Origin of the sequence: Alteribacter lacisalsi, assembly GCF_003226345.1 — a bacterium.
GTDB lineage: Bacteria > Bacillota > Bacilli > Bacillales > Salisediminibacteriaceae > Alteribacter > Alteribacter lacisalsi.
On sequence record NZ_PDOF01000003.1, the window covers coordinates 382899 to 397969 of the forward strand.

The 15071-nt window shown below is 37.9% G+C and carries 13 protein-coding genes; all 13 read right to left on the reverse strand.

Going from position 1 to position 15071, the window contains the following annotated elements; all coding sequences use genetic code 11:
• Positions 1-367: 367 nt before the first annotated feature.
• Complete coding sequence (locus CR205_RS16675) at positions 368-1393, reverse strand: SDR family NAD(P)-dependent oxidoreductase (RefSeq protein ID WP_110521277.1); 1026 nt, start codon at positions 1391-1393, stop codon at positions 368-370.
• Complete coding sequence (locus CR205_RS16680; protein WP_110521278.1) at positions 1368-2744, reverse strand: UDP-glucose dehydrogenase family protein; 1377 nt, start codon at positions 2742-2744, stop codon at positions 1368-1370. Before CR205_RS16680 ends, CR205_RS16675 begins: the two co-directional genes overlap by 26 nt.
• A gap of 122 nt (positions 2745-2866) precedes the next feature.
• Positions 2867-4087, reverse strand: coding sequence for a lipopolysaccharide biosynthesis protein (locus tag CR205_RS16685; RefSeq protein ID WP_110521279.1), 1221 nt, complete (start codon positions 4085-4087; stop codon positions 2867-2869).
• 100 nt (positions 4088-4187) lie between these two features.
• The gene (locus CR205_RS16690) at positions 4188-5357 is read right to left on the reverse strand and encodes a glycosyltransferase family 4 protein (RefSeq protein WP_201745405.1); all 1170 of its coding nucleotides are present in this window, start codon (positions 5355-5357) and stop codon (positions 4188-4190) included.
• A 14-nt stretch (positions 5358-5371) separates the two neighbouring features.
• Positions 5372-6616 (reverse strand): O-antigen ligase family protein, encoded by a 1245-nt coding sequence (locus CR205_RS16695; RefSeq protein WP_110521280.1) that lies wholly within the window; start codon positions 6614-6616, stop codon positions 5372-5374.
• 274 nt (positions 6617-6890) lie between these two features.
• Positions 6891-8066 carry a glycosyltransferase gene (locus CR205_RS16700; protein WP_161524820.1) on the reverse strand — a complete coding sequence of 392 codons (1176 nt, stop codon included), beginning with the start codon at positions 8064-8066 and terminating at the stop codon, positions 6891-6893.
• Position 8067: 1 nt separating this feature from the next.
• A complete protein-coding gene (gene wecB / locus CR205_RS16705) occupies positions 8068-9192 on the reverse strand; it encodes a non-hydrolyzing UDP-N-acetylglucosamine 2-epimerase (protein WP_110521282.1) in 1125 nt (374 codons plus the stop codon).
• Between the two features lie 3 nt (positions 9193-9195).
• Positions 9196-10305, reverse strand: coding sequence for a capsular polysaccharide biosynthesis protein CapF (locus CR205_RS16710; protein WP_110521569.1), 1110 nt, complete (start codon positions 10303-10305; stop codon positions 9196-9198).
• Positions 10302-11321 (reverse strand): nucleoside-diphosphate sugar epimerase/dehydratase, encoded by a 1020-nt coding sequence (locus CR205_RS16715; RefSeq protein ID WP_110521283.1) that lies wholly within the window; start codon positions 11319-11321, stop codon positions 10302-10304. The genes CR205_RS16710 and CR205_RS16715 overlap by 4 nt, the downstream gene beginning before the upstream one ends.
• Positions 11314-12552: a glycosyltransferase family 4 protein gene (locus tag CR205_RS16720; protein ID WP_201745406.1), complete on the reverse strand. Its 1239-nt coding sequence runs from the start codon at positions 12550-12552 to the stop codon at positions 11314-11316. Before CR205_RS16720 ends, CR205_RS16715 begins: the two co-directional genes overlap by 8 nt.
• A 16-nt stretch (positions 12553-12568) precedes the next feature.
• The gene (locus CR205_RS16725; RefSeq protein ID WP_110521285.1) at positions 12569-13426 is read right to left on the reverse strand and encodes an NAD-dependent epimerase/dehydratase family protein; all 858 of its coding nucleotides are present in this window, start codon (positions 13424-13426) and stop codon (positions 12569-12571) included.
• Positions 13423-14049, reverse strand: a complete 627-nt coding sequence (locus CR205_RS16730; protein ID WP_110521286.1) for a sugar transferase — start codon at positions 14047-14049, stop codon at positions 13423-13425. The genes CR205_RS16725 and CR205_RS16730 overlap by 4 nt, the downstream gene beginning before the upstream one ends.
• 124 nt (positions 14050-14173) lie before the next feature.
• The gene (galU, locus tag CR205_RS16735; RefSeq protein ID WP_110521287.1) at positions 14174-15058 is read right to left on the reverse strand and encodes a UTP--glucose-1-phosphate uridylyltransferase GalU; all 885 of its coding nucleotides are present in this window, start codon (positions 15056-15058) and stop codon (positions 14174-14176) included.
• Positions 15059-15071 lie beyond the last annotated feature (13 nt).

Below are 15071 nucleotides of genomic sequence, written 5' to 3' on the forward strand. Positions count from 1 at the left end.
ATTTTGAGGAATAATGCGCGGTTGTGGGGTGATTGCGTTATTATAAGCCAATTCCAGCGAATTGATATGCCAAGCTGGAGAAAGCTGTTGAACGACGAAAAAGTTATAGTGCTAAATTATACCTCTCTATCGATATATTGGAAGTCATTCAGTTCAATGGCAGCAGCTATTGAATTACACATTATCATCCTTCATTTTGCTGAAAATGATTGAGCCATACCTGGTCTCAGTTACTTCATTCTATGAATCTGTAAGTTTGTAGGCGTTATAATAGAGGTCCATTTATAGGTGTCACTGTGGAAAGATAAGCTTGGGAATCTACGGAGCAGCCTAGAGGAATCTTATGATCCCTCTAAGACTACCACCTTTACTTCTTGTTATAGTACTCCACATACCAATCAGCAAACTGCTGCAGTCCTTCCTGGATTGATGTCTGTGGTTTGAAACCGACTGCCTGATGGAGGCGGTCGGTGGAGGCGTAGGTGGCAGGTACGTCACCGGGTTTGATTGGTTCGAAGTCTTTCTTGAACTTGACTTCTTTTCCAGTGGCGTTACTTAGTGCCTGTTCCAATGCACCGATGAAGGTCATCAATTTCTCGGGGCTGTTGTTGCCGATATTGAAGACTTTGTGTGGTACGTCTTCCTCGGATGGATTAGAGAGCAGCCTCTCAATCCCGATTACGATGTCATCGATGTATGTGAAGTCCCGGTACAGGTCATTTTCAAAATCGCCGTTATTGAAGATTTTGATGGACTCTCCGTTAAAATACTTGTCGGTAAAGCCAAAGTAGGCCATATCCGGGCGGCCCATTGGACCGTAAACAGTGAAGAAGCGAAGCCCGGTCGATGGGATGTTATATAAATGACTGTAGGTGTGGGCCATCAGTTCGTTGGACTTCTTGGTGGAAGCATAGAGAGAGACCGGGTTGTCGACAAAGTCTGTTTCTTCAAAAGGCACCTTTTTGTTGGCGCCGTAAACAGAGCTGGATGACGCATACACAAGGTGATTCACTGGATAAGCGCGGCAGGCTTCCAAAATGTTATGGAAGCCGACAATGTTACTCTGGATATATGCATCCGGGTTCTCAATCGAGTAACGGACACCAGCCTGAGCAGCCAGGTTGACGACAATATCCGGTTTATACTCCTTGAACACATCCATTACCGTTTCTTTGTCTGAGATATCACGCTTAACGAACGTAAAGTTATTGTATGGCTCAAGTTTCTCAAGTCGTGTGTGTTTCAGGTTCACATCATAGTAATCATTGACATTATCCAAGCCTATGACCTTACATCCCTGATCGAGAAGCTTCTTTGACAGGTAAAAGCCGATAAAGCCGGCTGCACCTGTGACGAGGTATACTTTATTAGGATTTAATGGATTGTAGCTCACGTTGCTTCGACTCCTTTTTGCTTTCTCTCTCTGCAGGACGGCGTCCGATGGAGTGATACTCTACTCCCGCTTCCTCCATTGCTTCTACAGCATAAATATTACGGCCATCGTACACGAGTGGCGTGCGCATAAGCTCCTGATACTGCTGAGGAATAAGAGCTTTCACTTCGCCCCACTCTGTAAAGATAAAGCACACATTGGCATTATCAAGCGCCTGTTCCGGATTACTCACGTAGGTGATATGACCATTCCCGCTCTTTCCTTCAGGGAATACGCGCTTAAAGTTCTCTGCTCCAACAGGATCATAAGCGAAGATGTCAGCACCTTTTTCCAAAAGCAAAGGTACATTTTCAAGTGAAGCTGCTTCGCGTAAATCGTCAGTTCCAGGTTTAAATGTTAACCCGAGAACTGCTACTTTCAAGCCGCTGAACGTAATCAGGCGCTTACTAGCTTTCTTATAGAGCATTGTCTTCTGCGAATTGTTAACATCAATGGCTGCTTTAACGGTTTTGAGTTCATACCCTTTTTGTTTAGCTAAAAATTCAAGCGCCTTTGTATCTTTCGGGAAGCAGGATCCCCCGTATCCAATACCGGCATTCAGGAACTTGTCCCCGATCCGTGCATCAAAGCTCATACCGCGAGCCACATCCTGAACATCAGCCCCTGCCAGTTCACAAAGGTTCGCAATGTCATTCATATAAGAAATCTTTAGAGCAAGGAAATCATTTGACGCATACTTAATCATTTCAGCTGACCGTCTGCTTACAGATACGATTGGCAGCTTAAATGGTTCATATATGTTCATGAGCAGTTCCTCTGCCCACTCACTCTCCGTCCCAATGATAATTCTTTCTGCTTCCAGCGTATCCTTAACAGCAGACCCCTGAGCCAGAAATTCAGGGTTTGATGCGACTTCAACCTTCACATCATTAACAAGGAAGTCCTCAATAAACTGTTCCACTTTATCATTTGTACCAACAGGAACAGTCGATTTCACCACAACCAGACAGTCTTTCTCTACAGACTCTGCGATCTGTCTGGCAACGGTAGCGATGTAGGAAAGGTTAGCTGATCCGTCCGGTTGTTCAGGCGTCCCAACACCAATAAAAATAGCATCCGCGTTTTTATAGGCAGATGCATAATCCGTAGTGTAATCGATTCTTCCTGCTGCACAGTTTTTCTGCATCAGTTCTTGGAGACCATCTTCATAGATTGGAGAGATCCCTGATTTCATTAATTCTACTTTAGACTCGTCAATATCTACACATGTAACATTATGGCCTTTTTCTGCGAATGTAGCACCAGCTACGAGGCCAACATAGCCGGTTCCTGCAACGGCAACCTTAAACATATATTTACACCTTCCCTTTCATATCACATTATTTCTTTCCGAAAGCCAATATTAAACAAGTACAAGTTAATATATATTCTCTATAGAACTAAGCAAAAAAATGACAAAACAAATTACCTTTTTTAAGATAACTCTGCTTTGCTTAAAGCTTTGTATCCAAATAGGAATATTAAAATAAATTTAAATAGCTCCGCAATTAATATCCCATAACAAAAACCTATCAATCCCCAGATAGACATAAAAGTCATACCGAAAAATAGATATACTAAAAAATATGATATTTGTATGAGGGTTTGATGATAGGTTGCACTATATTTTAGTACTATAGCAAGGGGTATTGAAGATATAGCTTTTATTATCGCTGCTATATTAGCTACAAGTAAGATACTTAGTGTATCTTTGTACAAATCCGAATATATTAAAGGAAGAATTAAAGTAGAACTATAAATAGAAATGATAGAAATAACTATACTAAAAATTATTAAGCTAAAACTAATTACTACAAAGAATCTCTTGGTAATAGCGTTAGATTTCCTAGCCAAATAACTTAAAACTACACCTGAAATAGGTACCAATACAAAAGAGGACATTCTACCAACTAATGTTGCTGCGAAGAAAACTGCTACTTGATAGGCTCCTAAAATAGGAAATATTATTATTCGATCAATATATTGCAGTATATTGTTAAATGAGTTGGATAGTAATAATAAAGAGTAATTATTAGTTGTTTTTTTAAAATTGCTAGTTGACTTCAACGGTTCACGCAGTACCTTTGTAGTCCGAAATAAGTATATAAATGCAACAATCTCCCCAATTAAAAATGCAAACTGCCAATTAAATGAAAAACTCACCAAAATTAAACCTACCCCAAGCCCAAAGCTATAAAATAATTGGTAAGTAAGTATTTTGAGATATTGTAGTTTGATTCTAAATTCAACAGTTAAGTATGATCTAAGCATAGTTAGAACGGTTATAGATGTTAAAATAAATATATCTATATTACTTAGATTCTCTGCCATGTAATTTAGAAGTACGACTGTAAGAATAATATTAATAAAAGTAGAGTAAATCAAAAGAATAGAGAAGTCACCTTCTATATTCTTTTTACTATACTCTGTATAAAGCTTTAATCTTATATTATTTAATGAGCTACCAATTGCAACACCTATAATATTTACAATGCCCATTATTAGTAAGATTTCACCAAAAAAATCTGGTCCTTCTTTATTATTTAAGAATGGATAAACTAAAATTTGGAGTATTATGACCATAATTCCTGAACCAAATATATTAATAAAGAGATCCTTAAAAAACTTCTTATATTTTGATGAGATATTTAACATTAAACTTTCCCTCTGGAATTTTTAATCAAAAAGAGAAATGAAAGGCACTGTGGCTTCCATTCAAGTAATAAAATAGAGTTTTTTAGGTATAAAAACCTCACTAACACTCGGCAATACTCTGTTTAGCAATTTTTGAATAAGAAAATTCTTCTATTCCTTTTTCACTCGCAACTTCCTTCATGTTTGCTAGTACACTGGGATTCTCTAATAGGTATTCTATTTTTTCTTTAATTTCTTCCACTGTCCCATCATACAAAAATTCACAATTCCCCTCCAGATCAATATGGGATGTACCTTCCCAATACTTAACAATCAAAGGAATTCCTAGCCCTGCAACTTGTTCCCAAAAAACTGAATGTCGACCCGGGAATACAGCGATATCACTTGCTGCAAAAACTTCCATAGCGCTATAAGAATCTAACCATCCTAAGTACTGTATTTTTTCACCATCAACTAAATTGAAGAAATCCGTTTTTAATTCCTCAATCACCGAGCCAAAAACTAATAACTTTATTTGTTTATTTTCTATATTTTTGATGGCCTCCATTAACTGTAAGGATTGTTTTTTAGCAAAATCAATCTTACCTCCGGTTACAATTAGAAAGTCACCATTATTAATATTGTTTCTAGTTCTTATATCTTCATTATTTATTTTATAATTTATATTATCTCTTATCTCATCATCCACACCTAATGGTAAAAGATCAATTTTACTTTCAGGCAATTTGTAGACTGTTTTTAAAAATTCGCACCTGGCTGGTAACACACCAAAAAACTTCACAACATGGGGTTCAATTTTAGAGGCGCATTTTCTCCAGATAATTTCATGTAATATCTTCTTAGAAAACCAGTTGGTTGCACTATTTGAAAAATCTGCATGATTATCAACAAATACTCTAACATTAGGGTTCTCACTGCAAAAGCTAGCGATTTTTTTCACATCTAAAAACTGCAAACCATGAATAAATAGTACATCTGGTTTCTGTTCTTTTATGGTTTTAATGAGATTTGGATATTGAACAAACTTGTTGTGAGGGTGTTTATTATTACGAGCATCCAATCTAATAACCCTTATTCCATCATTATTTACGTAATTAATCTTAGTACTTTTAACTATGTCAGCATCTTTATCTCTAATATATTTAGAAGTTATCACTGTAACTTCGTTGCCTAGCTTTTTTTGATATTTGGGTAAAAGGTTATCTTGATAACTCCATCCATCTGTTACTATTGAACGAAGACATATATTCACAACTTTAATATTACTCACTCCTCTCCCTTTCCTCAAAAACTAGTACACCCATAGTATGAAATCCTGTTAGAAACTGATTTTTTGTCATAATTTAAGCGTTGAATGATTCCCACAAAAAAACAAAAGAATGTGAAATAAACAGTCATTCCTTGTAAAATTGGTTCAAATACAAAACAGACAAAAAAGGCAGAAAAAATGGAAATCATTAATCCTCTCACAATCTTAGGGTGATTATTAGTACTGAACTTGTACAAACTTATTACTGCGATCGTTGTTAAGAATAAGAGCAATATAAAAGGTAACACGCCGCCCTCGTACCCCACATCCAGCCATAAATTGTGCGCGAAGTTCAGGCTCATGTCAGTCTGTTTTCCTCCTAATGGGTTCTCAAACATCCCAAATAATGCTTCACGCCATGCAAGAAACCGAGGATCTTCACTCATCTGAGAGGATACCATTCTCTGCCAAAAAGCATTATTTTCCCCAAAAGTAATGTTATTTATACCAATATTGCTCATAAAAACAGCTAATACCAAACTACACCAAATTCCGAGGATCATTAATATTTTTCCTATTGTAAATTTAAAAACAAAAGCATAAACAAAAATCGTAGATACAACTACAACCATAGCACTTGTTCTATTTAATAGAGTTAAAGATACATATACCGACAAAATAAAACAGATCAGCAAGATAAATTTCATTGCCTTCACTTTAACTTTATCAACTGACTTTATAAACACTAAAGGAATTGAAGCCAAACTAAATGAAAGTAACGCATTAATTAATGTGGAAGCATATTGAGTATTTCCCCAAATACTAACCACATAACGTCCGTTTTCCAGAATATATGAATTTATATCTCCATATAAGTATGTGGTTTTTACCAAAGAAAAAAAACTAAACAATGTAGTAGATACAATCAAAGTTATTGTAAATAAAATTGTTTTTTTATAATTAAGATCCTTCATGACTAATTTATGTCCCAATAAAAAGAGACAGGCAGGGAAAATAGCTTTCCCTATATTTGCGCTCGTTGAACCGATGCTATGGGTTAATAATAAGTACGCATATAAAAACCCAAAACACACTATTACATAAAAAGTCAGCCAAAACTCTCTCGTGAATTCATTTTTTATAATATAAATTACTACTACCGGTATGAACAATGCAGGTATTATATTTCCGATGTTAAGAAAATTTGTCGCATACGCACCAAGTAGAACGGCAAAAATCAATTCCTTATTGGATACAATGTTTAATCGTTTCTCTCCCAAATCTACCTTCTCCTTTTTATTTCTCCCATTTAACAACACACTCTAAATGGTTAAGATAAGGAAAAATCAGCGTTTTTCACTTTCCACCCTTGGGCTATCGACAATATAAAATGAACTTATTTTACACCCTTGGTCAACACCGGTTGTTGAAATCAAATAAACATTTTCATTAAATACAAATTGTGAAGTTATGAAGTTTCACAAATTATATCAACTTAATTTCAAACAGGTAAAAAAACGCCTATCCAAACGGCACAATTTTTAAAGCCACTTTTTATTGGTTTTTTGCTAAGTTCCTTAAGTTTGTATAAAATCTATTCCTTCTTTTTTGAAGCGTATCTGAAGTATAGCTTAAAGAGTTTAATAAATTTTCTTCACTCATCTTATTTAGGGACTCGGGATTCTCTATTAATGTTTTTATTTTGTCTACATATGCATCTACATTTTGATAATCAACTAGATAATCCTTTTTCAAGAGTTCAGGAATTCCATTTACAGGTGAGGATAAACATGGTAATCCGGTTGCCATAGCTTCAATTATAGCCCTAGGTAACCCCTCAGCTTTCGTAGGAAATATAAAAATGTCACTTTCTAACAAAAAACGTCTTACTTCTAGAGGATCAGATAATAGACCAGTAAAACTTATATATTTTTCCATTCCCATATCTCTACACATTTTCTCGTAGTATGGTCTCTTACTTCCATCTCCTATAAATGTAACCTCTATATTATAATTAAGTTCTCTTAGCTTTTTTGCAGCTTTAATAACAGTGGTGTGTCCTTTATTATCATTATTAATACTATTCGCAGTATGAACAATTTTAAATTTATCATTTTTTGTAAAGTCTTTAGGGAGTCCAAGATACTCTTTTGGCAGATCAATAGTAGAATAATGACTTGTAAATCTTTCTTTATCCTTAGTCTTGATAGTATGAGGGTACTCGTTTTGCAAATAAGATTTAGTCACGTAAGAAACACCATTAGCCGACTTGACTGCTTTTTTTAGTTTTCTTGTATAAATTAACTTAGCTAACTTGTTTTCTGAATATGCATATGCAGGATCCGCAACGACTTCTAATGCATAAGGTTTACCTGTCTTTTTAAAATAATCCAAAACCATGAATGCAGCGACTGAAGGTAACCTAATTAGAGCACAGTCAGCACCTTTTATTGCTTCCTTTGCTCCATCTCGAAAAGAAAAGTAGTTGGTAATATATTGTTTCATACCTCTCATGTATGGTAATTCAGCAACACCTACATTTGGTCCGTCTACTTGAAGATAGCCTTCCACATCAGCATACTTAGCATCCTTGCACCTGGATACAATAATCACTTTATTAAAGACACTTGTGTAACGAGTCCAAAACTTATAGCCATAAATAGTTTTGCACCAATAATTTCCATCTGGTGTTCTTAAGAATAACGAATCTGCTGCAACTAAAAGCTTCATTTTATTTCCTCCATACAATCCCATTTACATAATCTGTATAGGATAAAAGTATTCTCAGGACCTTTTCCGAGACATTAGGCATACTATAGTCACTCACTAGTCTCATTGTGTTTTTTTCTTGGCCCTCAATTACTTTTAACCCTTGTAAAATACGTTCTTTCTTCAAACCAACCATTGTAACTGCTGCTTCCTCCATCGCCTCAGGCCTTTCATGAGCTTCTCTAATATTGATTGCCCTAAAGCCTAGAATCGAAGATTCCTCACTTATGGTTCCACTATCACTAAGTACAGCTTTAGCTTTTGTTTGAAGCTTAACATAATCATTAAAGCCTAGTGGCTTCATTGTCTTAACGAGGGGATGAAACTTTATACCCTTAGCATCTATCATATTTTGGGTTCTCGGATGCGTACTAATAATTACCGGTTGCTGATATTCTTCTGCAATAACATTCAGACTATCAACTAGATTCAAGAAACTCTTTTCTGAATTTATGTTTTCTTCCCTATGGGCAGAAACTACAAAATACTTCTCTTCTTTAAGATTAAATCTCTCCAAAACATCAGAAGCTTCAATTGATTCCTTCCTGGAATTAAGTACTTCAAACATCGGGCTACCTGTTTTAATAATTCTGTCAGCTGGTAGACCCTCTCTTAACAGGTATTCTCTGGCAATATCACTATAGGTAAGATTAATATCTGCAGTATGATCTACAATCTTTCTATTTGTTTCTTCAGGAACTCTCTGATCAAAGCATCTGTTGCCTGCTTCCATATGGAAGATTGGAATCTGTCTTCTCTTGGCTGCAATAGCACACAGGCAGCTGTTTGTATCTCCGAGAACGAGAAATGCCTCAGGATTAACTTCTTCCAAAATAGGATCAATTTTCACCAGTATATTTCCTATCGTTTCTACCGCTGTTCCGGTAGCAGCATTTAGAAAATAGTCCGGCTTCTTCAGACCAAAGTCTTTAAAGAACACTTCATTTAGTTCATAATCGTAGTTTTGTCCTGTATGAACGAGCGTGTGATCAATTGCTTCAGATTCTTCCAATTTATGAATAACAGCTGATAAACGGATAATTTCCGGTCTTGTACCAACTACAGTCATTACTTTTAACTTTTTCACTCATTAAACCTCCAAATAATAGGTATCCGGTGTTTCCGGATCAAAATACTCATTTGCCCACATCACGGTCACCATATCGTCATCGCCAAGATTTTCGATATTATGTGTGTAGCCAGTAGGAATATCGACAACTTCCAGCTTTTCTCCGCTCACAAAGTATTCAATAACTTCGTCCGAATCAATTTTTCTGAATCGAATAACGCCACTCCCACTTACCACAAGAAACTTCTCATTCTTCGTATGGTGCCAGTGATTCCCCTTCGTAATCCCAGGCTTTGAAACATTTACGGAAACCTGGCCTCGATCCGGTGTTTTAATAAACTCGGTAAAAGATCCTCTATGATCCACGTTCATCTTAAGATCATAGCTGAACTGATCTTCAGGGAGATAACTGAGATATGTACTATACAGCTTCTTTGTAAATGCATCGGCCATATGCGGAATCGAACGTTCTTCTCTGCTCTTCTTAAAGGATTCTATTAACTTTACAATTTTCCCCAGATAAACAGTATGAACAGTTGGTATTTCATAATGAACACCAATCTTGTTTGCATTCCCTTGTAAAGCTTCAATAAGTTCATTGATTACGTCATCAATATAAACCAGTTGCATAGTTACATCAGGGTCATTCACTGTGATTGGGAGATCTCTCGCAACGTTGTGACAAAACGTTGCTACTGCGCTGTTATAATTCGGTCTGCACCATTTGCCAAATACGTTTTGCAGGCGGTAAATCAGTACTTCAGCACCAGTGTCCTTACTGTAATCGAATAGAAGTTCCTCTCCTGCTTTTTTACTCTTTCCATAAGGGTTATCACGTTCAGCCTGAATGGAGGAGGAGATCATAACAGGACAGGTATTATTATGCTTTTTCAATCCGTGAAGAAGCTTAGAAGTGAAACCATAGTTTCCTTCCATAAAATCTGATTCATTCTGTGGGCGGTTTACACCGGCAAGGTGGAAGACAAAATCAGCCTTCTTACAGTACTCATCCAGTAGCTCCGCGTCTGTTTCCCTGCTGTATTCCAGGATGGAAGTATATTCTCTGTTTTTCAGTTCAGCAATCAGATTTTTTGCGATAAATCCTTTTGCTCCCGTTATCAGGATGTTCATGCCTTCCACCCTTTCAGCTCTTCCTGTACGTATTCCAGTTCAAGCAATCTCTTTTTGACAAGCTCAACATTTAACCGGTGGGTATTGTGAGAGTTATATTCCTCTTCCGTGGAGAGCTGTTCGTCCCCTTCCACGAAATATTTATCATAATTCAGATCCCGCTTATCTGCAGGTACTTTATAGAACCCGCCAAGGTCTTCTGCAACAACATGCTCTTCTCTGGTGAGGAGTGTTTCATAAAGCTTTTCTCCGTGGCGTGTACCAATTACTTTTATTTCATTGTCCGCTTCAAACAGTTCCTTAACTGCCTGGGCAAGGTCAATGATTGTAGATGCAGGCGCTTTCTGCACCATAATATCCCCGGCTTCTGCATTTTCAAATGCAAATACCACAAGTTCCACAGCTTCTTCAAGGCTCATGAGGAATCTCGTCATATTAGGGTCTGTCACTGTCAGTGGATCCCCACTTTTTATTTGCTCGATAAAGAGAGGAATGACAGAACCTCTGGACGCCATCACATTTCCGTATCTTGTTCCGCAGATGAGTGTTTTTTCCTGATCAACAGTCTGGGCTTTAGCAACAAACACCTTTTCCATCATTGCTTTTGAAATCCCCATCGCGTTAATCGGATAGGCTGCTTTGTCAGTTGAAAGGCAAATGACCTTTTCTATGCCGCACTCTATTGCTGCATTTAGTACGTTTTCTGTTCCAATTACATTTGTTTTAACAGCTTCAAGCGGAAAAAACTCACACGAAGGAACCTGTTTTAAAGCAGCTGCGTGAAAAATATAATCCACTCCGTGCATAGCGTTTTTGACACTTTCCTTATCCCTTACATTTCCAAGATAAAACTTAAGTTTATTGTTTTTATATTGCTTTCTCATATCATCCTGCTTTTTTTCATCACGTGAAAAAATGCGTATTTCTTTTATATCAGTTTCAAGAAAGCGGTTCATAACGGCGTTTCCGAATGAGCCAGTTCCCCCAGTTATTAAAAGTGTTTTTCCTTCAAACAATTTTTTCTCCCCCAAGTTTCAGTTCTTCATTAAATTTTTGATCCATATGATCTAAAAGCTTTTCCTTATTAAAGTTAGAATCGTAGTATCGCTTGGCATTATGGCCAAGCTGATTAAGATCTGCATCATTTAGTTCAGCTATCCTGAGCAAATTTTCAGCCAGACTTTCTGCATTTCCCGCTTCACTACAGAATCCACTTTCTGACTCATTTATTATCCGCTTTACTTCACCATCTGCTGAAGCGATGATCGGGGCACCGCAAGCCATGTAGGATTGCAGCTTTGCAGGAATTGTCATCTCAAACAACCGGTTATTCGTTAAACACAAAAAAGCAGCATCACTTGCTGCCATAAATTCCGGTATTCTGGTTGCCGGCTGCCGCGGTATAAAATTAAACATTTCTCTTACGTTTCTCTTCTCAACTTCGCTTATCAGCTCGTTTTTGTACCTGCCGTCTCCAACGACATTGAACCGAATGTTTCTCTTTTTTTGTTTAAGAATCTCAGCCGTTTTCGGCAAAATATCCAATCCCTGAGCGTTTCCAATGTTGCCCGCAAAGATAACATTAAACGCATTATCATCGGGAATTTCGCTTATTGATGTGCTTTCCAGTTTTTCATAAAAGTCTTCAGCATATTGAGGCCAAAATTCAATTTTATGATCAGGCACTCCGCGCTGCTGGATTGATCTCACAAAGCTCTTAGAAGTAGCAAAGATTCTGTCGCAGTTACGGTATATATAATTTACCATCTTTTCAATGGGGCCAATGATCTTCCTGTTAGTGATACCTGTTACGATTTCAACGTTTTCAGGCCACAAGTCCTGGACATATAAATAACAAGGGATGTTCCGTTTCTTTGCATACCAGACCCCCGGAAGCGCCTGAGTCATTGGTGATACCTCAAAAATAAACACATGATCGGCCTTAACTCTGGTAAACAGCTTCCACAAATAGCCGGAGATCACAAAAGACAGGTAATTCATTGCCAGAAACAGTGAGTTATTCCCTCTTGGGATTATTGGAAGTCTAATGATTTCCATCCCTTTGTAATTCTCTTTCCGACGCTTGAAGAAATTGTACCCTTTAAAAAACTTTCCATGAGGATAATTTGGAATACCAGTAACCACAGTGACCTTGTATCCTCGTTCCACCCATTCTTCACACATATCATTAATGCGAAATTGCTCTGGGTAAAAGTATTGAGAAATCACAAGTATATGCTTTTTCACTCTTCTCCCACCCACTTTACTTTTTTTCAGTTAACTCAACTGACTCTTTTAACGTTCTTATCTGGTAATCATCTTTATATGTGCTCATTTTCTGATCATAAACAAAATCTCCGAATACCTTCGCAAAGATTCCAACCTTCCCTCTGAGTGGAAGCAAAATGGGATTAAACACCTTGGTCAACTTAATTTTTTTACCGTGTGAGGCAGCAATCAGATTTACCAGTTGACTGGTTTTTACAAACTCTCTGTTTTGAGGAAAGAAAAGCCCCTTATCTTCATTCAAGATAATTAACTTTATGAATTCACATAAATTGTCCACATAGAGCATGCTTCTCTGATTTTGAATATTGGGGAAAACAGGTAACTTACGTGCTGCCTTGGAAAGTCGAGGGTAATTCCCTTTTGAGCCTGCCCCATAAATCATCGGCGGTCTGACAATCGCAACCTTAAATGCTTTATCTTCAAGTCGCGTAAGACCTTTTTCAGCCTGAAGTTTACTGTCACCATAAAAATCCGAGGGTGAAGGTTCTGTTTCATTGGTAATTACCTCGCTAAAACTTTTACCCTGTCCGTAAACAATAATACTGCTCATAAAAATGAACTGCTTAACACCTTCATTTTTTGCCTTCGCAGCAATGTTAACAGTTAGATCCCTGTTTACTTGATAATACCTATCCTTCATTTTAGGGTCTGAGGATACATGAGCAATCCCAGCAAGGTGAAGGACCGCATCATACTGTGAGAAGTCCTGTTTCTTCCACGAATCTCCTCTAACACTCATTTTGGTTAACTGGATTTCTTCACTGTTCAATGTCCATTGCTTAAATTTATTGGCGATGTAGCTTTTTTCGCCTGTTACAAGCACCTTTTTCATTTATAAGCGCTCTCCTCTTTTTGGGCTGTAGTTTTGTTACCAGTCCCACCTTCTTTAACACCATCGCTTTTAGCAACACTAACGAAAGTTCCGAAAAAGCATTTTGTGTCCATGCTCAAACCAATATTTTCCACGTATTCTCCATCCAACCGAGCTTTCACAACTATCGGCAGTTCGTCTCGTCCATTGATCTGAGCCCAACCGGTAAGCCCTGGTGGCACATTATTAGCCCCATACTTGTCACGCTCTTTGATGAGGTCATATTGGTTCCACAATGGGGGACGGGGACCGATAATGCTCATCTGACCCACAAAAATGTTCCAAATCTGAGGCAGCTCATCAAGACTGGTTTTTCTGAGGAATTTGCCCATCCTTGTGATATACTGCTCGGGGTTATTCAGCAGGTGAGTAGGTGTATCTTTAGGTGTGTCAATACGCATCGTTCTGAACTTAAGAATTTTAAAGTGTGTTTTGTGGATCCCCACTCGTTTCTGTTTAAACAGTACCGGACCCTTAGAATCGATCTTGATGGCCAGAATAAGAAGGAGAAAAACAGGAGCCAGTATTACAAGACCGATAAACGAAAGCGTAATATCTATAAGTCTTTTGACTTTCATATACATAGTAGAACACCTCTTTGTTTAGTTAGTAAGGACTTAATTGAAACTGCACGCTTCAAGTAACTGCTTACTATAACAAAATGAAGGAAAACCTTGAGGAAGTTTTTTCTCTCAAGGTTCACCTGCTTTATACTTTTTGTTTGTGCGCTTCCATTGCTGTTTCCAAATACTTCAGTAGATCACCTTTTATCTCTTCATTTTGAAGAGCAAACTCGATCGTTGTTTTTACAAAGCCGAATTTCTCTCCAACATCATACCTTGTGCCTTCAAAATCATAAGCAAACACCCGCTGGATCTCATTCAGCTTCTGAATCGCATCCGTCAGTTGCACTTCACCACCGGCACCCTTTTCCTGCTTATCCAAGTACATGAAGATTTCAGGTGTAAGGATATATCTGCCCATAATTGCAAGGTTGGATGGGGCTGTTCCTTTTGCCGGCTTTTCCACGAACTTGCTTACGCTGTGGCGGCGGCCGATCTGATTAATTGGATCAACAATTCCATATCGGTGTGTCTGTTCTTCAGGCACAGTCTGGACACCAATAACTGAAGCAAGTGTCTCTTCGTACTGATCCATCAGCTGACGGAGGCATGGTTTTTCTGCTTCAACAATATCATCACCCAGTAGTACTGCAAACGGCTCATCCCCGATAAACTTACGTGCACACCATACTGCGTGCCCTAATCCTTTAGGCTCTTTCTGGCGTATGTAATGGATGTCTACCATTTTTGAAGAATACTGAACTTTTTCAAGGAGTTCTGTCTTCCCTTTTTCAAACAAATTCTGCTCAAGTTCAAACGCATGATCGAAGTGATCCTCGATTGCCCGCTTGCCTTTACCTGTTACGATAATGATATCTTCAATGCCGGATTTGACAGCTTCCTCGACGATGTACTGGATCGTCGGCTTGTCCACGATCGGCAGCATTTCCTTCGGCATCGCTTTAGTTGCCGGCAAAAAACGTGTACCTAACCCTGCTGCCGGAATAATTGCCTTTCTTACCTTCTGCAAAACGTTCACCCTT